Source organism: Collinsella stercoris DSM 13279 (genome assembly GCF_020735465.1).
GTDB classification, from domain to species: Bacteria; Actinomycetota; Coriobacteriia; order Coriobacteriales; family Coriobacteriaceae; genus Collinsella; species Collinsella stercoris.
The window spans coordinates 69,581-90,785 of record NZ_CP085935.1 but is presented as its reverse complement, the minus strand read 5'-3'; the positions used below and the strand labels follow the sequence as shown (position 1 = coordinate 90,785).

18 protein-coding genes and 1 tRNA gene are annotated in these 21,205 nt (G+C 62.3%); 2 read left to right on the top strand and 17 right to left on the bottom strand.

Going from position 1 to position 21,205, the window contains the following annotated elements; all coding sequences use genetic code 11:
* Positions 1-303: 303 nt before the first annotated feature.
* The 16 genes from rph to LK434_RS00280 form a co-directional block, all read right to left on the bottom strand.
* On the bottom strand, positions 304-1,038 hold the full coding sequence (rph, locus tag LK434_RS00355; RefSeq protein WP_006720904.1) for a ribonuclease PH: 735 nt from the start codon (positions 1,036-1,038) through the stop codon (positions 304-306).
* Between the two features lie 299 nt (positions 1,039-1,337).
* On the bottom strand, positions 1,338-2,216 hold the full coding sequence (gene murI, locus LK434_RS00350; protein WP_006720902.1) for a glutamate racemase: 879 nt from the start codon (positions 2,214-2,216) through the stop codon (positions 1,338-1,340).
* A gap of 18 nt (positions 2,217-2,234) precedes the next feature.
* Complete coding sequence (locus LK434_RS00345; protein ID WP_006720901.1) at positions 2,235-3,158, bottom strand: HAD family hydrolase; 924 nt, start codon at positions 3,156-3,158, stop codon at positions 2,235-2,237.
* A 138-nt stretch (positions 3,159-3,296) separates the two neighbouring features.
* The gene (locus LK434_RS00340; protein ID WP_148334539.1) at positions 3,297-3,587 is read right to left on the bottom strand and encodes a hypothetical protein; all 291 of its coding nucleotides are present in this window, start codon (positions 3,585-3,587) and stop codon (positions 3,297-3,299) included.
* Between the two features lie 390 nt (positions 3,588-3,977).
* Positions 3,978-4,053 (bottom strand) — tRNA-Val (locus LK434_RS00335).
* 23 nt (positions 4,054-4,076) lie between these two features.
* Entirely contained in the window at positions 4,077-5,360 is a 1,284-nt protein-coding gene (locus LK434_RS00330; protein ID WP_006720899.1) for an aminotransferase class III-fold pyridoxal phosphate-dependent enzyme, read from the bottom strand.
* A 48-nt stretch (positions 5,361-5,408) separates the two neighbouring features.
* Positions 5,409-6,380: an acetylglutamate kinase gene (gene argB, locus LK434_RS00325; RefSeq protein ID WP_006720898.1), complete on the bottom strand. Its 972-nt coding sequence runs from the start codon at positions 6,378-6,380 to the stop codon at positions 5,409-5,411.
* Positions 6,381-6,389: 9 nt separating this feature from the next.
* A complete protein-coding gene (gene argJ, locus LK434_RS00320) occupies positions 6,390-7,682 on the bottom strand; it encodes a bifunctional glutamate N-acetyltransferase/amino-acid acetyltransferase ArgJ (protein WP_006720897.1) in 1,293 nt (430 codons plus the stop codon).
* A gap of 165 nt (positions 7,683-7,847) precedes the next feature.
* Positions 7,848-8,915, bottom strand: a complete 1,068-nt coding sequence (gene argC / locus LK434_RS00315) for an N-acetyl-gamma-glutamyl-phosphate reductase (protein ID WP_006720896.1) — start codon at positions 8,913-8,915, stop codon at positions 7,848-7,850.
* A gap of 778 nt (positions 8,916-9,693) precedes the next feature.
* Positions 9,694-10,686 (bottom strand): type IV toxin-antitoxin system AbiEi family antitoxin domain-containing protein, encoded by a 993-nt coding sequence (locus tag LK434_RS00310; protein ID WP_006720893.1) that lies wholly within the window; start codon positions 10,684-10,686, stop codon positions 9,694-9,696.
* Between the two features lie 1,671 nt (positions 10,687-12,357).
* Entirely contained in the window at positions 12,358-13,092 is a 735-nt protein-coding gene (locus LK434_RS00305; protein WP_227917765.1) for a MurR/RpiR family transcriptional regulator, read from the bottom strand.
* A 164-nt stretch (positions 13,093-13,256) separates the two neighbouring features.
* A complete protein-coding gene (locus LK434_RS00300; protein WP_006720889.1) occupies positions 13,257-14,159 on the bottom strand; it encodes a ketose-bisphosphate aldolase in 903 nt (300 codons plus the stop codon).
* An 81-nt stretch (positions 14,160-14,240) separates the two neighbouring features.
* On the bottom strand, positions 14,241-15,101 hold the full coding sequence (locus tag LK434_RS00295) for a class II fructose-bisphosphate aldolase (RefSeq protein WP_006720888.1): 861 nt from the start codon (positions 15,099-15,101) through the stop codon (positions 14,241-14,243).
* 84 nt (positions 15,102-15,185) lie between these two features.
* Positions 15,186-16,292: a PTS fructose transporter subunit IIC gene (locus tag LK434_RS00290; protein WP_006720887.1), complete on the bottom strand. Its 1,107-nt coding sequence runs from the start codon at positions 16,290-16,292 to the stop codon at positions 15,186-15,188.
* A 75-nt stretch (positions 16,293-16,367) separates the two neighbouring features.
* Positions 16,368-16,673, bottom strand: coding sequence for a PTS fructose transporter subunit IIB (locus LK434_RS00285; protein ID WP_006720886.1), 306 nt, complete (start codon positions 16,671-16,673; stop codon positions 16,368-16,370).
* A gap of 94 nt (positions 16,674-16,767) precedes the next feature.
* A complete protein-coding gene (locus LK434_RS00280; protein ID WP_006720885.1) occupies positions 16,768-17,247 on the bottom strand; it encodes a PTS sugar transporter subunit IIA in 480 nt (159 codons plus the stop codon).
* A 416-nt stretch (positions 17,248-17,663) separates the two neighbouring features.
* Between LK434_RS00280 and LK434_RS00270 the strand changes: the two genes are divergently transcribed.
* Complete coding sequence (locus tag LK434_RS00270) at positions 17,664-18,554, top strand: ROK family protein (RefSeq protein WP_006720883.1); 891 nt, start codon at positions 17,664-17,666, stop codon at positions 18,552-18,554.
* 300 nt (positions 18,555-18,854) lie between these two features.
* On the opposite strand, the gene LK434_RS00265 is transcribed toward LK434_RS00270, so the two are convergent.
* Positions 18,855-20,069, bottom strand: coding sequence for an iron-containing alcohol dehydrogenase (locus LK434_RS00265; RefSeq protein WP_006720881.1), 1,215 nt, complete (start codon positions 20,067-20,069; stop codon positions 18,855-18,857).
* Between the two features lie 371 nt (positions 20,070-20,440).
* Between LK434_RS00265 and LK434_RS00260 the strand changes: the two genes are divergently transcribed.
* Positions 20,441-20,857 (top strand): NusG domain II-containing protein, encoded by a 417-nt coding sequence (locus LK434_RS00260; protein WP_006720879.1) that lies wholly within the window; start codon positions 20,441-20,443, stop codon positions 20,855-20,857.
* The last annotated feature ends 348 nt before the right edge of the window (positions 20,858-21,205 follow it).

The window sequence follows — 21,205 nt, the reverse complement described above, 5'->3', positions numbered from 1 at the left end:
TCCGCGCGCAGGGGCATACTCCATGCACATCGTTCCGCGCGTCAGGTCATACTCCATGCACATCCGTAAAACTCGGTGCAGTTTTCAACCACTTTTCCCTTGGAAGATGGTCAAAAAGTGCATCGGCGTTTCGCTTGGTGCATCGAGTTTTGCCAGATACATCGAGGTTTCGCTTAGCATATCGATGCTTCGCCCGGTGCATCGGCGTTTCGTTCGGTGCATCGACGCCTCGCACAGTGCACCGAGCTTGGGGCACGCAAGGTGTGCGGAGGCCGTCCCTTTTGCGTGCCACTCCCTTGCGTGCTAGTCCCTAAAGGCCGTGACCTCGTTTTGCAGGTCGATGAGCTGCTTGATACCCAGCTCGCCCAGGTCGAGCAGGCGGTTCAGGCGAGCACGGTCGAACGGCGTCTGCTCGCCGGTGCCCTGGATCTCGATGATCTCGCCGGCATCGGTCGCCACGAGGTTCATGTCGACCTCCGCATGGCTGTCCTCGGCATAGTCGAGGTCGAGCAGCTCGCAACCGTCGACCAGGCCCATGGACACGGCGGCCACCTGACCGGTGAGCGGCAGGCGTGAGATCTTGCCCGCCTCGACCCACGCCATGAGAGCGTCGTGCAGCGCCACCCACGCGCCGGTGATGCTCGCCGTACGGGTGCCGCCATCTGCCTGGATAACGTCGCAGTCGACCGTGACCGTGTGCTCGCCGAGCGCCTTCATGTTCACCACGGTGCGCAGGCTGCGGCCAATCAGGCGCTCGATCTCCATGGAGCGGCCCTTGCGATTGGACGTCTCGCGACGCGTGCGGCGATTGGTGGAGGCGGGCAGCATGGCGTACTCCGCCGTGACCCAGCCCTGTCGGCTCGCCTTGCGCCAGCCGGGCACGCCCTCCTCGATGGTGGCGGCGCAGAGCACCTTGGTGTCGCCGAACTCGACAAGGCAGGAACCAAGCGCGTTCTTCATCACGTCGCGCGTGAGGTTGACGGGGCGCATCGCATCTGCGGCGCGGTCGAACGACCGATTGATAAGCATGTGATCCATGGGGTAAAGGTCCTTTCGATGTGAAATGGAAACGTGACGTGCAAATACGTGAAGTAGACGCGAGATGGCGTGATGTAGACGCGAGATGAAAACGTGGCGTGCAAGCGCGTGATGTAAGCGTGACGTGCAAGCGTGGGATGCAAACGGGGGGGTGAAAACGTGACGTACAAGCGCGGGATGCAAAGGCGAGATTTAGACGTGGGGTCCAGACACGGGGCACACGCCCGCCGCACGCCCCGGCCGGGCGGAACGCTCGCGGCAGCCCAGCCGAGACATCGAGCCAGGACGGCAATCGAACGCTAGAGCCCGCGAAGCTCGTCGAGCGAGACGTGCTCGATGCTCTTGAGCGGCTGGCCAAAGATAAAGCTGCCGGCCGCCGCGAACTCCGCGATGTTGTCCGACGTGGTGGCAAAACGGTGCGTCGGTCGATGCCCGATCCCCGCCAGCTGGTTGCGCCGGCGCAGGATGTCCTCAAGCTCGCGCGTTGTCTCCTCGGCCGAGGACACCACGCGCACGTCCGGGCCGAGCGCATGGCGGATGGGGCCCGCGAGCAGCGGAAAATGCGTGCATCCGAGCACCACCGTGTCCACTTGGGCGCCGCCTTCGACAATAGGCGCCAGGGTGCGTTCCACCTCGGCGCGGTTCTCGGGTGTGTCGAAGATGTCCCCGTCCTGCAGCCAACGCTCCTGCAAATGCGCCCCCGTGGCGAGCTCGCGCTCAACGATCTCCACAAAGCTGGGCGCCGGGCAGCCGTACACGTTCACGCCCGCATCCAAATCCTGGATGGCGCGGGTGTACGCGCCCGTGCGCACCGTGAGCGGCGTGGCGAGCACGCCCACCTTGCGGGTGCGCGTGGAGTTGATCGCCGCGCGGGCACCCGGGGCAATCACACCGATGACGGGCACCGGCAGGATCTGCTGCGCGATGCGAAGGCCCGCGGCCGTCGCCGTGTTACAGGCGATGACCATGATCTTGACGTCATGCTCGGCCAGCCAATGGCCCGCCTGGAGCACAAAGGCGCGCACCTCCTCCTCGGAGCGCACGCCATACGGGCACCGTTTGGTATCGCCCACGTAGTAAATCGATTCATGGGGCAGCGATTCGGCAATGCACCGGGCGACGGTGAGGCCACCCAGGCCGGAATCGAATACGCCGATGGGGCGTTCGCTATCGAGCATCCCGCGCTCTCCCCTCCCTTACGCCTTTGCCGCGAGCAGGGCGTTCGCCATGTACACCCAGCCCTCGACGACCTTTCCGCGCGTGATGTACACGTTGTCGTTCTCGGCGATGAGCGCCGGCGTGGCGGGATCCTTGAGCGCGTTTTCCACGCAGACGAACGTTCCCACGTACGGCGCCGCCAGAAAATCGGACTCGGAGTCGCCGATGGCGAGGGTCTCGGCGGGGTCGATGCCGCGCAGCTCGCAGAAACGCTCGATGCCGCGGCCCTTGTTGAGGCCGGCGGGCATGATGTTGAACGCGCGGCCGGGGCCGTCCTCGCCCAAGTCGAGCGAGGTGGGCTTGGACACATGGGTGAGGTAGCCGTTGTTGGCCCACACCAGGCCAAGACCGGCCTTGTCGATCATGGCCTGGGCCTCCTCGTCCGGCACCTCGCCGCGCATGCCCACGGTGACCTCGCGGTACTTGATGCCGTTAGCCATGTCGTTGTGGTACTCGATGCGGCCAGACCAGCGGTCGATGATGCCCTGGCACACGCCGGCCTGCTCGATGACCTGATGCGGGGTGAGGCCGCACGCGGGGTCGTAGGGCATGTCGCCGGTGAAGTACTCCCACTCGTTCGCCTTGAGGTCGAGCATGAGCAGGCCGCCCATCTCGCCGATATAGGAGTTGAAGCCGAGGATGCGCGAGTCCTCGTGCATCATCACGCGAGCACGGCCGGAGCACGGGATGATCTCGACGCCGGCGCGCTTGAGTGCCACGATAGCCTCGACGAGCATGGTGCTCGGAGCGCCGTCGTTGCCCGCGAGCGCGCAGGAGCCGGGCGCCAGCATGGTGGCGTCCAGGTCGGTGAAGACGTATTTCACGCGGCTGAGCTTCTCGCGCAGCTCGCCCGCAGGCTCGCTCGGCAGGACGGGATAGTTCGAGAGGTCGAAGTCGCTCATGGCAGCCTTTCTCGCGATGCAGATTCGTCCTCACCATGATAAACAAAGGATGACAACTACACCGTCATGTCGCTCAGCAAAGTGGACAGTCGCTATTATTCCCATCCCCTTATAAGGCAATTGCATTTTTCAGCAACGTCAAGTCTCGGGACCTCGATAGTTCAGGCACTTTAACTGACCAGCATCACTGACAAGTCCTTCTACACGTTCGTGCTCCACAACGATCTGTGACCCCAAAGGAAACTCGGCGCGGAGCTTTTCCAAATCACGCCTGTCGCTTAAGCCAAACACGACCACGCCGTCCACATCGTTCCCATCGGCCTTAGCGCACCCTTCAACATCCCTGAGCGTAAACGTTCCGGCCTCAAGGTCCACCTCTACCAGCCAACCGGAACTCGTTTTTTCTTGCATCGGATTCCAATCTCCCACGGGAACGGAGCTTCTCCATAGCGACCACAGGCCAGCCGCACTTATCAGAAGCACTGCGGGTATAACGATTCTTCGTACCGTCTTCATTTTCTTTCCGCCTCTGCGTAATTGGGGCCTCACTTTTTCCTGTATAGAAAAGTTGTATTCTTGAAATTATAGGATGGGAAGTCGAAATTAAAGAACTATCGGTAAACAGCATCACGCCCTTTACAATCGCTGCACTTGCAAACCAAAAAGAAGCAGCCAGTCTTTGACCCGACTTCGCGCCTTGCGGGCTCCGCTGGAAAACGGCTCGCGCCGTTTCCCCAGCTCCGCACCCCGAACGGGGTTCGAATCCATGCAGGGCAAACAAAAACGCGAGGGCACCATGGCCCTCGCGTTTACATTCGATGGTGGGCGATGAGGGATTCGAACCCCCAGCCTTGTGCGTGTAAAGCACCTGCGCTAACCGTTGCGCCAATCGCCCGTGGGTGAACAGTATAGCGGCAACTACCCCAAAACGCGAGCGAGGGCCTGCACAAGGCGGTCGATGTCCGCCTCACTGCAGATCAGCGGGGGTAGGAAGCGCAGCGTGTGGGGGCCGGTCGCGTTGATCACAAAGCCCTCGGTGAGCATGGCCGCCACCACGTCGTGCGCGTCGCCCGCACGCTCTGCGAGGTCGCAGCCGAGCATGAGCCCGCGTCCGCGCACCTCGGCCACCGCATCCAGCTCGCCCAGGCGCGCGAATGCATACGCGCCCACCTCGGACGCGCGCTCGTCGTACGCGCCGAGCGTCAGCTCCGCCAAGACCGCGGCCGCCGCCGCGACCGCCAGGCAGCTACCGCCGAACGTCGAGCCGTGGTCGCCCGGCCGGAACACATCGGCGATCTCCTTCTTGGCCACGCAGGCGCCCGCCGGCACGCCGCCCGCAATGCCCTTCGCCAAGCTCATGATGTCGGGCTCCACGCCATACGTTTGGAACGCGAACGGCTTGCCCGTGCGGAACACGCCCGTCTGGACCTCGTCGGCGATGAGCAGCGCGCCGTGCTCGTGCGCCAGGTCGCGCGCCGCCTCCATGAACTCAGCCGTCAACGGATGCACGCCGCTCTCCCCCTGGATGGGCTCGAGCATGACGGCGCAAATCTCGCTGCCCAAGGCGTCGAAGATCGACCGCAGCTCGTCAACGTCATTCGGCGTGCAGGGCGCAAAACCGCCCGGCAGCGGCGTAAAGCTCTCCTGCAGCCAATCCTGCATGGTGGCCGCGATGGTCTCCAACGTGCGACCGTGAAAACCGCCGCGCAGGCACACGATCGTATTGCCCCCGTTGCCCGCGCGCTTGGCGAACAGGCGGGCGAGCTTCATGGAGCCCTCGTTGGCCTCGGCGCCCGAGTTGGCAAAGAACGTCTCCCACACCTGCTCGCCCGGGGCGAGGGCCGCCGCCTGGAGCACCCCCTCCTCATCGCCGTCCACCATGGCCTGGGCGAGCAGGCGCGCGCCCGCCATGTCATCGTTGGCGAGCTTTGAGATGAGGGCGGCAACCTCGCCGCGGTGCTCGATGTAGAAATAGTTCGACACGTGCATGAGGCGCTCGGCCTGCTCGCGCACCGCACCCGTCACCGCCGGGTGCCCGTGACCCAGGCAGCACACGCCGATGCCCGCCAAAAAGTCGAGGTACTCGCGCCCCTCGGCGTCCACGAGCGTCATGCCGCGCCCGCCGACGAACTCAACCTCCGAGCGGCCGAAGGTGCGCATGACATAGGAGGACTCGAGCGTCTTTTGGGTGGCAAGCGACATGATGGATCCTTTCCATGAGGGTGGGGGCAGGGCGAACGGATGGAGCGACTAGTTGTTCTCGCTCAGGCGCGCCGCGAACGCCCCGAGCGCGTGAGGCGCCATGACGGGCACGGGATGACGGTCGTGCTCGTAGGCGACGTGCGATGAGTGGATCACCGTGCCCACGCCCGCGTCAGTGAGCAGCTCGAGCAGCAGCGAATGCGGGGTCGTGCCGTTGATGATGTGCGCACGGAACACCCCGCCCTCGAGCGCGGTGATGCAGCTCTCCAGCTTGGGGATCATGCCGGAATCGATCACCCCGGCGTCCACCATCGAGCGGGCCTCTTCCAACGTGAGGTTCGAGATGAGGGAGTCCTTGTCGGAGAAATCCTCGTAAAGGCCGTCGACGTCGGTGAGGAAGATCACCTTATGGGCGCCGAGCGCGGAGGCGATGTGCCCCGCCGCGACATCGGCGTTGATGTTGAAGAAGCCGCCGTCCTCGCCCACGCCCACCGTGGCGACCACGGGAATGTAGTCGTTCTCGACCAGGCTGTTGAGGTAATCCCCGTTGATGCGCGTGATGCGGCCCACACGGCCGAGCTCGGGCGCGAGCTGCTCGGCCACGATGGTGCCCGCATCCGCGCCGGACACGCCCACGGCGAGGTCGCCATGATGGTTGACCGCCGCCACGAGCTGCCCGTTCACCTTGCCCACGAGCACCTCGCGCACCAGCTCCATGGCGTCATCGCTGGTGACGCGCTGCCCATCGCGGAACTCCACGGGGATGTCGTTGCGCTTGAGGGCCGCGTTGATGTCCTTGCCGCCCCCGTGGACGATGACCGGCTTCATGCCCATGATCTTGAGCAGGACGATGTCGCTCATGACGTCGGCGCGCAGGCGCTCGTCGACCATCGCCGCGCCGCCGTACTTGATGACGACGGTCTTGCCCGTCAGGTTCTTGACCCACGGCAGCGCCTCGAAGAGCAGTTGCGCGGTCTCCTCACTTGAAAGCGAGGTCCTGCTGTCGCGTGCGTATTTCATGACTTGCTCCTAGGAACGATAATCGGCGTTGATGGACACGTACTCGTGCGTGAGGTCGCAGGTCCACACCGTCGTGGAGCACGTACCCGCGCCCAGGTTGGCCTCGATGACGATCTCGGGCTCCTCAAAGCGGCGCAGCGCCTCGTCCTCGTCAAACGGCACCGTCAGGCCCGCTCGGCACACCGGCATGCCCATGATGTCGATGTCGACGCGCTCCTGCTCAAACGGAACGCCGCATTTGCCCAGCGCCATCGCGATGCGGCCCCAGTTGCAGTCGCGCCCCGCGATGGCCGTTTTGACCAGAGGAGAATTCGCCACGGATCGAGCGGCGGTGTCCGCGTCTGCGTCCGTCGCGGCCCCGCGCACGGTGACGGTGACGAGTTTGGACGCACCCTCGCCATCTGCGGCGATCGCGCGGGCGAGCGTTTCGCATACGGCGCGGACGGCGCGGCAGAGCTCCGCGAACGCAGGCGTCCCCTCCTCGATGGGTGTCGCGGCGGGAGCGGCCGCTCCAGAGGCGAGCATGACGCAGGTGTCGTTGGTCGAGCTGTCCGAGTCGACGGTCACCTTGTTGAACGTCATGCGTACGGCCGATGCGAGAGCGGCGTGCAGGGCGCGCGGCGCCACGGGGGCGTCGGTGGTGATGACGGCGATCATCGTCGCCATGTTGGGCATGATCATGCCCGAGCCCTTGCACATGCCGCCCACGGTGAACCGCGCGCCCTCATATCCCGGTGCCTCGCTCGCATACGCAACGGCGCATTCCTTCGCGCGCGTGTCCGTGGTCATGATCGCGCGGGCCGCCGCGTGCGCCCCCTCGCGTGACAGGGACGCCACCGCCTGCGGCACGCCCTGCTCAAACGGCGCGATGGCGAGCGGGACGCCGATCACGCCCGTCGACGCGACGAGGACCTCCTCCGGGGCGCACCCCAGCTCACGGGCAACGACCTCGCACGTCTTATGCGCGACCGCGAGACCCGGCGCGCCCGTCGCCGCGTTGGCGTTACCGGAATTGACCACGACGACGCGCATGAGCCCGTACCCCTTGCCCGCGCCGCCCAGGTGCTCGCGGCTCACCTGCACGGGCGCCGCGCAAAACCGGTTGGTGGTAAACGTGCCCGCCGCAGCCACCGGGCGCTCGGCCGCAATGAGCGCGAGGTCGGCGCGCTCAGGGTTCTTGCGAAACCCCGCGTGCACGCCGGCAGCCGTAAAGCCCGCCGCGCTCGTGACGCCGCCGCCCTCGATGGGGCTCACCTGGAACGGCTCGTCCGTTTTCATATCTTCACGTTGCTGCGTGTCCATGAAATGCTCCCTGTGATTGTTGAGAGGCGTCGTTGCGACAACACGCGTCGCGCCTCGAGATCTTGCTTGCGAATCGCCGATGCAACAACCGGTCCCCATGCGGCGACCTGGCGCATGCCCGCCCGGGGATGCCGGCACCGTGCGGTGCCATCCCGTATGGGCAACCTACACCGGCATGCCAACGAGCGGGAGGCCTCGTCGCTCATCCAGGCCGAACACGATGTTGGCGCACTGGACCGCCTGCCCCGCGGCACCCTTGCACAGGTTGTCGATCGCCGCCATGGCCACCAACACGCCCGTGCGCTTGTCGACCGCAAGGCCAATCTGGCACGAGCAGGTGCCGACGACCGACGACGTGCTCGGCATCGCCCCCGCCGGCAACACCTTGACCAGCGGAGATGTGGCGTAGAACTCCTCATACGCGCGAACGGCGTCCTCGGTCGAAAGGGCATGGGCGCCCTCATCGAGCTGCAGCGTCACGGTGGAGAGCAATCCGCGCTTGAGAGGCGCGAGGTGCGGGGTAAAGATCACCCGATCGCGTGCGCCCAAGATCTGCTCGATCTCGGGCGTATGACGGTGCTTGCACACACCGTACGCCTCGACGCTTTCGTCCGCCGAGCAAAAATGGGTCCTGCTCGTGCAGCCCTTTCCAGCGCCCGTGACGCCCGAAATGGCGTCAACCACAATCAGGGACTGCGCCCGGCACCATCCCATCCGCAGCGCCGGCGCCGCAGCCAAGGACGTCGCCGTGGGATAGCACCCCGCGCATGCGATCAACGCTGGCTCCCCCGCGACGTGCTGCGCGCGTGCCGACGCCAGGTCTTCGGCGTACAGCTCGGGCAGACCGAACGCACGGGTTTTGAGCAGATCGGGAGACGTGTGAGGAGTCGCGTACCACGCCTCGTACACGTCAGGGTCGTCCAAGCGATAGTCCGCCGACAAGTCGAAGACCGAGACCCCATGGGACAGGAGGCCGGGCACCATGCCCATGGCCGCCGTGTGGGGAACCGCCAGGAAGACCGCATCGAGCGATTCCAGCACGGGGTCGTCGTGCGCCGTGAAGACAAGGTCGGTCTCGCCCGCAAACGCCGGGTACACGTCGGCGAGCTTCACGTTGACATCGGCGTTCGACGTGATTGCCGTGAGCTCGAAATCCGGGTGTGCCAGCAGCAGGCGGACCAGCTCCGCCCCCGCGTATCCCGCCGCACCGACGACTCCAACCCGATATGCCATATGCTCCACTTCCCCACGTATCGCGCGATCTGCCGTTGCGAACACCAGGTTTACCCCGACAGACAGGCGTCCCTTTTCGCCTGCTGCCCCGGCAAAACCGGCATCCGCTTCTCGCCCGTTGCACCGGCAAAACTGGCATCCGTCCTATAGACTGCATTCGATAACAATCTATTTACATTGTTTCGAGATTTTGGCACGTTTTATTTTGTTTTTAGTAGTTTCGTATGCATTTTATACATTCGTAACATACCAAAGCTGAGTCGAGTGGGGCCGTGGGGGCCGAGGAAACGAGCCGCCGAGCGATCGGATGGCCCGCCGGAGGGCGACGGCGCTTCAGCCAGCCGGCGTCCGTCTGGGCCCCTGGGGCCCGACGCATCGCGTCGCCGGTTGCCCGTTTGTGCGCAAACGGCCGTTTGAAACGAAGCAGCGCGTTTCAAACCATTGGTAAAGCACATTACCATGCCATTTTTTGTGCGTAACCAGCCGTCTCAAGTTAAGGCGCACTGCCAAAGGTGGCTTTTGTGCGTAAGCAGCCGTCTCAAGTTGGAACACGCTGCCAAAGGTGACATTTCCGAAGACGGCGCTCCAACACGGCACTGCAGGCAGGCGCACCACAGCACCGCGGGCGCGAACCTACAAACCGACACGGCGCCGCCAGCCCACATCGCACTACAAGCCGGCACAGCGCCGCTGGCCCACATCACGCCACAAGCCAACACAACCTCATAAGCCGGCACGTCTCGACGCTGCCAGCGCGGAGCTGCAAGCCAATGCGCCGCTACGTGCCGATGCGGACTGATGGCTCGAGCCGACGGGGCACGCCCGCGCTCGCGAGCAGTCGTTCGAAATAGGAGGTGTCGCGCACCTCGTCCATGGAAAAGCGGACCACCGTCGCATTGGTAAGGTTGATGTGCGCTTCGCGCCTGCGCTCCCTGGCCATCGCCCGTATCGCCGCATCGACAGCGCCCGCAGCCCCGCCCCGCCCGCGATACTTCTCAAGGCCATCAAGCTCGCCGATTATCCAGCGACCGTCATTGAGCCGCCAGCCAAAATCCCCGCGCTTCGGATTGTTCGGCTCCATAGGGTCGAAAAGCTCAACCTGCAGCTCGGGCACTTCAAACCCGAGTTCGATCATCGTGGCACGCGCGACCGACTCGCCGCCGTTCTCGCTTCTCCCATCCGCCCACGCCGCCGTTTCCCTCGCCTGACGCACACCGCGCCTCCGCCGTCCGTCCTCGTGCAACCAGCCGATCATCTCTTCCTTGCCCACCAAGCCCCAATGCAGAGCCGAATCCGCAATTGGCAAACCCTGGGAAAACGTGGACGCGCATAGGCAGTCGATGAGCGTCTTTCGAAGCGAGGTCACGCGGACTCCAAAGATCGATGCAACCTCGCCGCCCTCCGCGTGCATGTCATGGCGCGCAATGCGGCCCTCCGCCCCGTCGTTGCCCGTTGAGATAACGTGAACCTTGTCAAGCAGCGCATAGGGCACTTGAAGCCCGTGCATAACCGCCGCTGAATAGCAACAGAACACCCAGGTAGGACGAGCCCTCCCAAGCGCTCTAATCAGCCGGTAGGCACGTATACGACACGTGGCGGCCCGATACGACTCCGCGCGCGCATACACGCCACGACACGGGCTGACCACTTCACCCTGGGCGCGCAATCTCCGCAGCAGCTCCCCCTCGGCATGGCTCTCTGCCACCAGCCATAGGCCCTCCCCCTCAAGTTTGGCGAGCTTGTCCAGCATCTTCTGTCGTGCTTCCCCCATGCAGCGCCCCCTCGATGCAATATCGCCTTCCGAACATCCCTTCTCATTACGGTAGACGGTTGGGAAACGGCATCGTCTTACACTATTTCTGGAGCAGTCTGACACCCCAGCTCGGCGGCAGTGCGGCACGGCATGCATATCGGCGGACGGTACGTTTACGCTCGTCAACGGCCGGGATTCGCATGAGGAACGGCGCTTAAGGGAACGTGGGCACGGTGAAGCCCTGCGTCCGTCGCAGCCGGCGCGCAACGGCGGCCAGACGGTCGGAGAGATGCGAACGGCGAAGCCCTGCGTCCGTCGCCGATAGCCCATCGATCGAAGTTGCGCACCCGCTTAGATGAGCGGATGGGCGGGCAGGTTGGCGGCCAAGTGGGCGAGATACCGGGTTGGCGGGCGATTGGATGGGAGGACCGACGGACGGCAGGACCGACGGACGGACGGCGGGTCGGACAGGTTGGTGGGTGGTCGGACCGAAGGGCGGCAAGACTTGCGAGCACGCGTGCCGGTCGGGCTGGCGGGCTAGCGAGCGGTCGATCTTGCGGGCTAGCGGGCAGCCGGACTGGCGAACGGCTGGACTGGCGGACCGGCGAGCAGGCAAGCGGCCGGACTTGGTGACTGACGAGCGGCCGGACTGATGGCTAACGAACTGCCGGATTGACGGGTGAGGGGCGGGTGAGGCGGCGAATGGACGGGCGGCTGGCAATTCGTGAGAACACCGCCTTTTGAGGCCGTCACACAAAGATGCCGGCATTTGCCAAGGCTGTTGCGCACGAGGAGACCGATGCGCAAGAAGGCCCATGCGCGATAAAGCTGCGTGCGCAAGGATATTGACGCCTGAAATCACCATGCAGTGCTTGAAATAACTATGCGGGAACTTGGTGGACCCCCGAGGCTACCATCCACAAGAGCGCCTGTATTAGGAGCTATTTCTTAAAGATGTTGCAATGGGGTCACCCGTCGGCATGCGGGGTCGCCCGCCGGAACGAGGAGCTTCCATTGGAATGAGGGGCTGCCGCCGGAACGAGGGGCTGCCGCCAGAATGCTGGGTTGCCAGAGGCACGCGGGGTCGCCCGTCGGTGCATTGGGCCGCAGCCGGCACGCAAAGTTGCCGTTTGTGCGCAAACGGCCGTTTGAAACCATCGATTTCTTTTCAAACCATTGGTAAAGCACATTACCATGGCCATTTCTGTGCGTAAGCGGCCGTTTGAAACAAAGTGGCTCGTTTCAAACGGCCGCTTACGCACATCGCGCGAAGGCTCTCACGCTGTACAGCGGCTCACATCACCTGGTGCTTCGCTCGCATCACCCGCTGCTCCGCATCGATTGTCATGGCACGCATTGTTGAGCGCACTGCGCTTTGCAGTTCCGCCCTAAAAGGGCTTCTAGGGCTCAACTTCATATGGGCCGGCCGCACCCGACCAACAGCTTCACGCCGCACGCGAGTCGTCACCTGCAAATCCGCCCCGCATCTTCACCTGCCCACCCTCGGCAAGCACCCGGCTACAGACCACGGCAACGCGCAGGGTCGCTGCCCACCCCACCTACATGACCTCGCCTGCAACTCCCTTATCCTCTCCCAGCGCCTTCCATAGCAGACCCGCATGCGCGCGAAAGTTCGGAATCTCGGACTGGAGCAGCAAAAACAGCACCTCGATAATGTAATTAATCGAATTATGGGAAAACGGCAATTCCGTGCTCAGCATTTTGTCGTGCGTCGCAGCGTGCAACACACGTCGCACGACGCGCAAGCGGCGAGGACGGTTGGTTCGTAATCACGATCGTAGGTGTTTCAGAATCGATAACGTTGTCCATCATCTTGTTCAGGCGCTTGGAGTGCCCAGACTTGGACAGGAACACAATCACATCGCGCGGAGTCAACGACAACGAGTCAAGCATCATCGCCTCCGTTGTGGGCGCACATGCGCAGCGAAGCCCTAATTGCCCAAGAAGGAACGACGCCGATAGGGCCACCGGAATGGTATTTCCCACGGCAGCGAACGTAATTGAGACAGAGCGTTCAAGCAAGTGCACCGCACGTACAAGCTCGCGAGCATCAAGCAGGCTCAACGTGTCAGTTAACTCTCGATTCTTCACCATCAGAACGGTTTCGAGAGCCGCAGCGGGTGCATCGATGGAAATGACGGCGAGCTGGCCGCGATCGTCGTATGCCGCCTCATCGCGCAGCAGCGCCTGGCGCAAAGCAGAGAAGCTCTCATACCCCAAACGCCGTGCGAATCTCGATACGCTCGCAGCGGATGTTTCACTCTCTTGCGCAATATCGCGCGTTGTCATAGAGGCGACATCGAAGGGATTCGCCATCATATAATCGGCAATGCTACGCTCTCCATCACTGAGCTGGTCGTATAGAGAGCATATTTCGTTGATGACGCTTCCCTTGGGTTCCATGACACCCACCTTTCGTTTCGCTCATGCTTTTTCATTGAAACACTGCACCCCCCCCCGGTCAATTCCGCACGTGTACAAAGAGCGGGTAAGGATGCGAAAAGGGCCCGCGCGATGGCGGGCCCTCGAGCATGTTTAAGGCGAATCAGTAGCTCTGTCCCTATCCTCTAGTTAAGCTCCTGACGCCACTGGGCGACGCCGGCCTCGCGGTAGTACTTGGCAGCGCCCACACAGCCAAAGAGCTCCATCTTCTGCTTGATGACGGCCTTGCCAGCCTCGATGCACTCGGGGAACAGGTTGTTCGGATCCCAGCCGGAGCCCTCCTGGGAGAGGATCTCGCGGGCCTTGAGGAAGAAGGCGCTCTTGTAGTCGGAGGAGATGTTCACCTTCTGGATGCCGATCTTGACGGCCTCGGCGATCTCGGAATCCGGGTTGCCGGAACCACCGTGCAGGACGAGCGGCAGGTCGACCTTCTCCTTGATGGCCTCGAGCACGTCCATGCGCAGCTTCGGGGTGACGCCCTTGGGGTACAGGCCGTGGCAGGTACCGATGGCGACGGCGAGGGTGTCGATGCCAGTGGCCTCGACGAACTTCTTGGCGTCCTCAGGATCGGTGTAGATGACCTCGGACATACCGCCCTCGATGGAGGTGCCGGTGTCGCCGATGGTCCCCAGCTCGCCCTCAACGGAGACGTTCACCATGTGGCAGTAGCGAACGACCTCGGCGGTCTTGGCGATGTTCTCCTCGAAGGGCAGGGCGGAGCCGTCGATCATGACGGAGGTAAAGCCGCAGTGGACGGCGCGCATGATGCTCTCGATGCTGTCGCCGTGGTCCATATGAATCACGAAGGGAACCGGGCTGTTGGAGCAGCGGGCGACGACGTACTTGATGAAGTCGTCCTTGCAGTAGTCGAGCTCGGTGGGGTGAACGGCGATGATCGCGGGGGCGTCGTTGGCCTCGGCAGCCTCGACCACGGTGCGGAAGAGGTTAGACTCGGAGACGTTGAAGGCGCCGACGGCGAAGTGCTTCTCCTTAGCCATGGCGAGCATCTGATTCATGTTGACGAGCATTGTGTTCTCCTTTTGTTTTGAAACGTTGCCTGTGTCTTACATTGCTATGTTCAAATCCCGCGCCTAAAGCGCTCGTGGGATTTAGAACGCCTTGCCTGCCGAGCCCGAAAGCTCGATGTAGTGCTTGATGGTCTCCACGCCGGCACGCCAGCTGTCCTGAATGAGCTGCGGGAAATCGCAAGAGGGGTCCTCGGCCAGGGCGTTGGCGATGAAATCGCGCTGGGCGATCATGTAGTCGGTTCCAACGTTGATCTTGTTGATGCCCGCTTCGACGGAGCGGCGCATGTTCTCGTCGCCGGCGCCGGAGCCGCCATGGAGGACGAGCGGGCAGCCCGTGGCGGCCTTGATCTTCTCGACGATGTCGAAGTGGAACTCCGGCACATACCCTTCGGGGTAATCGCCATGGGTCGAGCCGTAGGAAATCGCCAAAGCGGTCACGCCGGTCTTCTTGATGAAGTCGATGGCGGCGTCCGGATCCGTGTACATGGCGGCGTCGGTGAGCATCACGCCGTCATCGGCGATGCGGCCCATGTTTCCGACCTCCGCCTCGACGGAGGCGCCGAACATGTCGGCGAGCTCGACGATCTCCTTGGTGATGCGGGCATTCTCCTCATCTGAATAGGCGGAGGCGTCGCACATCACGCTCGAGAAGCCCTCGTGCAAGCAGCGCTTGAGATGCGCGATGTCATGCCCGTGGTCGAGGTTGACGGCCACCGGGACGTGAGCCGCCTGGGCCATCTTGATGATGGGGGCCGTGAGGATATCGCAATCGAAGTACGCCTTCACGTGGTCCTGGAGCAGGTCGATGATGATAGGTGCATTCATCTCCTCGGCAGCGGTGATGACACCGCGCGCGGTCTCAAGGTTGAACGCGTTGATCGCCATGACCGCATAACCTTCGGCGTTCGCCTTGGCGAGCATACCTTTCATGGATTCGTACATCGAGCGCTTTCCTTTCGTTTGCGTATGGGTCGGGCGGGGGCCTGTTCGCCCCCGCCCTAGGGGACAGCTATCGGGTTGACGCCATTAGGAGAGGGAGAAGCCGGACAGGTCGACCTCGACCTCCTCGACGTCCTCGTCCATGCCGAGGTCGTCGACCTCCTCGGGGGTAAGGCGCTTCTTGAGGAGGACCAGCAAGATGGCGGTGACGCAGGAGCCGACCAGCAGGCCGATGACGGCCCACAGTGGGTTGGTCATTGCCGGGATGACGAACACGCCGCCGGAGGGAACCATGGACTCGACGCCCATGGAGAAGACGATCGCGCCGCAGACGCCGCAGCCGATGGAGGTGGAAATCACGGTGCGGATAAGATCGTTCATCGCGATGGGGATGACGCCCTCGGAAATCATGCAGACACCCATGGGGAAGGCAACCTTGATATTCTCGACCTCAGTGGACTTGAAGATAGGCTTCTTCACGACCTTGGAAAGCAGGTAGCCAAAGGTGACACCGAAGGGCGGAACCATAGCAGCAAGGACCTTGATGCCCTCGGGGCCGTACACGCCGTCAGCCATGAGACCGTCGCAAATCAGGTTCGGGACCTTGGAGATGGCTCCACCGTAGTCAAGGCAACCGAGCCAGCCGATAGCGAAGCCGTACAGAGCCTTCTGGGACTGATCGAGGCCAGTGATGAAGTTGGTCAGGGCCACGGTGAAGCTCTGCAGCGGGCCACCGAGGATGTAGTACATGATGAGGCCGGCGATCATTGAGGAGAGCGTCGGGACGATCATCATCGGCATGAGGGCCTGGGCCCACTTGGGAACCTTGACATAGGTCTCGATGGCCAGCGCGATATAGCCCACGAGCAGACCGCCGATCAAGCCGCCGAGGAAACCGGCGTTCAGGAAGGAGGCGATACAACCCATCAGGAAGCCGGGGGCGATGCCGGGACGGTCAGCGACAGAGTACGAGATGTAACCGCCGATAAATGCCGGGATGAGACCCATGCCCAGCACGCCGAGCGAGGTGAAGGCGCTCGGGACCGTCAGGTCGTCGAGGGAGGACATGACCTGCCCGCCCATGAGGTTACCGACCGCGATGAGCAGACCGGAGGCGACGATCAGAGGGAGCAGGTAGCTGATTGCTGTCAGCACGTGCTTCTTGATCTCGGCCAAGGTGAACTTGCCTTTCATACATTCCCCTTTCATTAATGTACGTTTGCTTCGCCCCGACGAGACGAAATGGCAACAAAGGTGGTTCGGACCCGATTAGCCCAGGCTCTCCTCGATCTTCTGGATGATCTGCTTGGGAGCCTTGAGGACGATGCCCGTGGGAACCTCCATGACGCGCTTATCCTTGAAGCGGGAGGTGTCGATCTTGATGTCGATCGCCAGGATGACGGCATCGGCCTCGGCAATCTGCTCGGGCGTGAGCTCGTCCTCGACGCCGATGGTTCCCTGGGTCTCGACGTGGATCTCGTGACCGAGGGCCTGAGCGGCCTTCACGAGCTTCTCCTTGGCCATGTAGGTGTGGGCGATACCGCTGGTGCAAGCACAGACGCCGACGAGTTTCATTGCAATCCCCTTTTCTTCTCGCCTGACATACGCCGTTTCATCCAACCGGGCGAAGACGCGATCGGCGACGTTGTTTTTGCGATGGAAGCGATGGCTAGTCGTCGTAGTCGTCCGGGTTGGACTCAAGAAGCGCCAGCATCTCGGCAGTGCTGGAAACGGAGTGCAGCTTCTCGACGAAGCTCTCGTGGGCCAGAAGCATGGCGACGTGCTGGAGAAGCTTGAGGTGGATGACGTCGGAATCTCCCTCGGTGACGGCGAACAAGATCACGACGGTGACCGGCTCGTCATCCAAAGACTCCCAGGCGAGTGGGTTCTTGGACACGCCGATGGCGAGCGAGGTGGTGTTCACGCCGGCGGACTTGCCATGGGGAATCGCGACGCCCATGCCGATGCCAGTCTGGCCCTCGCCCTCGCGCCACATAACATCTTTGAGGAACGCATCGCGATCGTTCAGCTTGCCCTGTTCGTGGAACAGGTCGGTCAGGCGCTCGAGCATCTCCTCCTTCGTGGTAACGTCCATGTCGAGGGCGATCAGCTTCTCGTCAATAACGTTGGAGATGGAAAAATCCGACATCTCACATTCCTTCCCTGCCTGCCGGGGCTTCGCCCAAAACGAACTCGCATTCCGGCTGTTTCATTTGTTGTTTCAGACTATAGACATTTCTGAAACAATGAGATAACGATATGAAACATTTCCTGGCGAACGGCTTGTTTTTCTCCATGGACGGTAATTCTGTTGCATGCCATAAGCAAATGAAGAGAGATCAATACTGTATTTTCATTCGAAAGGGCTGTTATTGAGCTACTTTCGGAACAGACGGACATATTGAGATGTTCCTTGCATATCTGCAGGTTAATAAACTTTTGAGCATTAATTTAATCTCAGATGAAATGTATTCTCTTTACCGCACGAAGGTTTGTGATTCACGTTATGATTATTAATGAAACAATATGTTTCACGTTCTATCGTAATGAAACAGGAGGTAAAGCATGGAGAATCAGCTCATTGGAGCCCTGGAGGCAGGCGGAACTAAGATGGTTTGTGCCACCGGATACGCCAATGGCACAATTGTCGAGCAAACCGAACTCCCCACAACAACGCCTGATGAGACCATGGGGGCCGTAACTTCATGGTTCTCCAAACGAGACATTAAGGCACTCGGTATCGGAGCCTTCGGGCCCACGGCGGTAAACCCGTCCTCGCCCCAATACGGCAAGATTCTGGAGACCCCGAAAACGGCTTGGCGCTACTTCGATATACTCGGAACGATGCAACGCGCACTTGATGTGCCCTGCGGCTACGACACCGACGTTAACGTCGCATGCCTTGGCGAATGCACATTCGGCTGCGCGCAGGGGCTCGATAATGTGGTGTATCTCACCATTGGCACAGGCGTGGGCGCAGGCGTCATGGTGGGCGGTCAGCTTATCCACGGCATGCTGCATCCTGAGGCGGGCCATATCCTGGTGACCCGCGATCCTACAGATCCCCTAAAAGAAGGCTCTGGATGCCCTTATCATGACAGCTGCCTCGAGGGCCTTATCGCCGGGCCGGCTGTCAAGAAGCGCTGGGGAGGCAAACGCGCCAGTGAGCTTGCGGACGACGGCGAAGCGATGAGTCTTATGGCCGGTTATCTTGCACAAGCGTTGATGACCTACGTCCTCTGCTACGCCCCACAGCGTATCGTTATAGGTGGAGGTGTCGCCGATCACACCCCCATCGTCGCACTCGCCCGCGCAAAAGCAGCCGAGCTCTTAAACGGCTATATCGCAACTCCGGAAATCGAACACATCGAAAAATACATTGTCAACAACAGCCTTGCAGGCAGACAAGGCATTATGGGTTGCCTAGCGCTTGGCGCCGGCGCTCTCAAAGCCTAAAAGCACCGCTTCATCCTCGGGCACTTACCGCCCCGTCCTCGGGCACTTACCGCCCCACCTTCGGGAGCGTTATAAGACACGGGGCCGGGCACCACACGTGTCCGGCCCCGCATTCTTCGCGGAAGGCTAGATGCTATCCGAGTGGGAGGCCAAAGGCCATCCACTTGGAAGGTTAAAAACTATCCAAGCGGAAGGCCAAAAGCCATCCAAAACGATTAAACACGTCTGCCAGAACGCCATCGAGACATCCGACCAGGGCGTCACCGAGATGTCCAGCCAGAACGTCACCGTAATTTCTGACTAGAACGTCACCGGGGTGTCGGTGTAGACGCACTCGAGCAGCTGCTCCATCTCCTCCTGCGTCGGGATGCGCGGGTTGGAGCCGGTGCAGGCGTCGAGGATCGCGTTGGCGGCGACGTCGGCCTTCTTGGCCTCGAACTCCTCGTAGTCGATGATGGACTCATCGGCCTTCACGCCGTACTGACCGTAGTTCTTGATGCCCTGCGGGATGTCGAGGGCGTCGTTGAGGTCGCGGATCTTCTGGACGAGGGCCTCGACCAGCTCGTCCTCGGTCTCGCCGGCAAGGTGCAGGATGTCCTTGGCGATGAAGGCGTAACGGCTCTTGGCGCGCTCGTCCTTGGCGTTGAACTGGATGACCTTGCCTAGGTACATGGCGTTGGCGCAGCCGTGGATGATGTGGTCGCCCGTAAAGGCGGCGCCGGTCTTGTGCGCCATGGAGTGCACGATGCCGAGCAGGCCTGAAGAGAAAGCGATGCCGGCGATGCACTGCGCGTCGTGCATGTGCTGACGGGCCTCATGGTCGCCCTGGTAGGACTTGGGCAGCCACTCGACGATCTCGCGGATGGCATGCAGGGCGTTGCCGTCGGTGTACATGGAGCCCGCGGTGGAGACGTAGGCCTCGATGGCGTGGGTCAGCGCGTCCATGCCGGTGTGGGCGCAGAGCTTGGCGGGCATGGTGTAGGTGAGCTCGGGGTCGACGATGGCGACGTCAGGGGTGATGTTGAAGTCGGCCAGCGGGTACTTGATGCCCTTCTCGTAGTCGGTGATGACGGAGAACGCGGTGACCTCGGTGGCAGTGCCGGAGGTGGAGGCGATGGCGCAGAACTTGGCCTTGGTGCGGAGCTCCGGGAAGGAGAACGGCACGACGGCCTGCTCGAAGGTCTCCTCCGGGTACTCGTAGAACAGCCACATGGCCTTGGCGGCATCGATGGGGGAGCCGCCGCCGATGCCGATGATCCAATCGGGCTGGAAGGCCTCCATGGCCTTGGCGCCCTTCATGACCGTTTCGACGGACGGGTCGGACTCGACGCCCTCGAAGATCTCGACCTCGAAACCGGCCTCCTTGAGGTCGGCCTCGACGTCCTGCAAGAAGCCGCCGCGACGCATGGAGCCGCCGCCGGTGACGATCATGGCACGGGAGCCCTTGAGGTTCTTGACCTCATGACGAGCGCCCTCACCGAAGTACAGGTCGCGAGGATTGGTGAAACGTCCCATTTCATACCTCCCAAATTCGCGGGATCACCCGCGTTGTGCGCGAAGCCCCGTTGGCTCCGCAAGAACCACGTCCGCAAGCCGAACGATTTAAGACCGCCCGCGCAGAATTCGAGACCGCCCTGCAGCCCCTCCAATGCCAGAGCGGGTGTAACGGGACAGAACGGGCGCAACGGAAAGCAGCGCCCCCAGGGAAGCGGCGCCCCCAGGGAAGCAGGACCTTCCAAGCGCACGAACACGGCGCGGCGGGTGGTAAATCGTTCAACCACAAACGTACATATCATATCGCTCACGGCCTGACCCCATCGCTCGAAATCTGCTAGGCTTCTTGCATACTCTGCAGGTAAAAGGGCAGGTCGCGAAAGGATCCGTGCATGAAGACACGCCTCAAAACGGGAGACATCCTGCTTTTTGCTGGCCTTTTGCTGGCGGCAGTCGCCGGTGGGATCTGGTGGCTCGCCAACTCCGCGAATGAGGGTGATTTTTCGGCGAACGGCGCCGTCGTGGTGACCCAGACCAAAGACGGGTTCTACCGGGCAGACCCGCTCGATGCGGATGCGAGTTACACGGTCGAGACGCCCGGCACGGGCTCGGGAGACGACGCCCAACGGGGCAGCAACACCGTGCGCATCTCAGGCGGAACCGTTGAGGTCGAGCGGTCGAACTGCGGCAACCAGGTCTGCGTCGAGCACGACCCCATCGAGCGCATCGGCGAGCAGATCGTCTGCCTCCCCCATGGGCTCGTCGTGGAAATCGTCGAGCGCGAGTCCGATGCGACGGAGCTGCACTGACGCGTTGAGCGCGAGTCCGATGCGACGGACCTGCACTGACGCGCCCTGAGCTCGAGGCGGGCCGATGCCCTGGACACGCGCCGCGCCGATAGACGCCCATTACCGTTTGAGCCGTCCATGAGGGTGGCTCTTTCGCTTTCAAGGCATTACGATTGGACCGTATCGATGGTCACCGACCGCCCTGGATGGCCGTTTCGCCCCCCGCCTTGAGACGCCCCGCGCACACAAGAGCCCTGCCCTCTCTGCGCGCGGGGCATGTGTAAAATGCACCCAGAATGCATCAGTCGCCCTGAGCGCATGCGGGAGCGGGCGGCAAAACGGCTACACTGAATCGTTATCGTATACGGG

Excerpts from the sequence above, each read along its gene's own strand:
- rph (WP_006720904.1), bottom strand. The coding sequence starts at position 1,038 with ATGGATCACATGCTTATCAATCGGTCGTTCGACCGCGCCGCAGATGCG.
- murI (WP_006720902.1), bottom strand. The coding sequence starts at position 2,216 with ATGCTCGATAGCGAACGCCCCATCGGCGTATTCGATTCCGGCCTGGGT.
- LK434_RS00345 (WP_006720901.1), bottom strand. The coding sequence starts at position 3,158 with ATGAGCGACTTCGACCTCTCGAACTATCCCGTCCTGCCGAGCGAGCCT.
- LK434_RS00330 (WP_006720899.1), bottom strand. The coding sequence starts at position 5,360 with ATGTCGCTTGCCACCCAAAAGACGCTCGAGTCCTCCTATGTCATGCGC.
- argB (WP_006720898.1), bottom strand. The coding sequence starts at position 6,380 with ATGAAATACGCACGCGACAGCAGGACCTCGCTTTCAAGTGAGGAGACC.
- argJ (WP_006720897.1), bottom strand. The coding sequence starts at position 7,682 with ATGGACACGCAGCAACGTGAAGATATGAAAACGGACGAGCCGTTCCAG.
- argC (WP_006720896.1), bottom strand. The coding sequence starts at position 8,915 with ATGGCATATCGGGTTGGAGTCGTCGGTGCGGCGGGATACGCGGGGGCG.
- LK434_RS00310 (WP_006720893.1), bottom strand. The coding sequence starts at position 10,686 with ATGGGGGAAGCACGACAGAAGATGCTGGACAAGCTCGCCAAACTTGAG.
- LK434_RS00305 (WP_227917765.1), bottom strand. The coding sequence starts at position 13,092 with ATGGAACCCAAGGGAAGCGTCATCAACGAAATATGCTCTCTATACGAC.
- LK434_RS00300 (WP_006720889.1), bottom strand. The coding sequence starts at position 14,159 with ATGCTCGTCAACATGAATCAGATGCTCGCCATGGCTAAGGAGAAGCAC.
- LK434_RS00295 (WP_006720888.1), bottom strand. The coding sequence starts at position 15,101 with ATGTACGAATCCATGAAAGGTATGCTCGCCAAGGCGAACGCCGAAGGT.
- LK434_RS00290 (WP_006720887.1), bottom strand. The coding sequence starts at position 16,292 with ATGAAAGGCAAGTTCACCTTGGCCGAGATCAAGAAGCACGTGCTGACA.
- LK434_RS00285 (WP_006720886.1), bottom strand. The coding sequence starts at position 16,673 with ATGAAACTCGTCGGCGTCTGTGCTTGCACCAGCGGTATCGCCCACACC.
- LK434_RS00280 (WP_006720885.1), bottom strand. The coding sequence starts at position 17,247 with ATGTCGGATTTTTCCATCTCCAACGTTATTGACGAGAAGCTGATCGCC.
- LK434_RS00270 (WP_006720883.1), top strand. The coding sequence starts at position 17,664 with ATGGAGAATCAGCTCATTGGAGCCCTGGAGGCAGGCGGAACTAAGATG.
- LK434_RS00265 (WP_006720881.1), bottom strand. The coding sequence starts at position 20,069 with ATGGGACGTTTCACCAATCCTCGCGACCTGTACTTCGGTGAGGGCGCT.
- LK434_RS00260 (WP_006720879.1), top strand. The coding sequence starts at position 20,441 with ATGAAGACACGCCTCAAAACGGGAGACATCCTGCTTTTTGCTGGCCTT.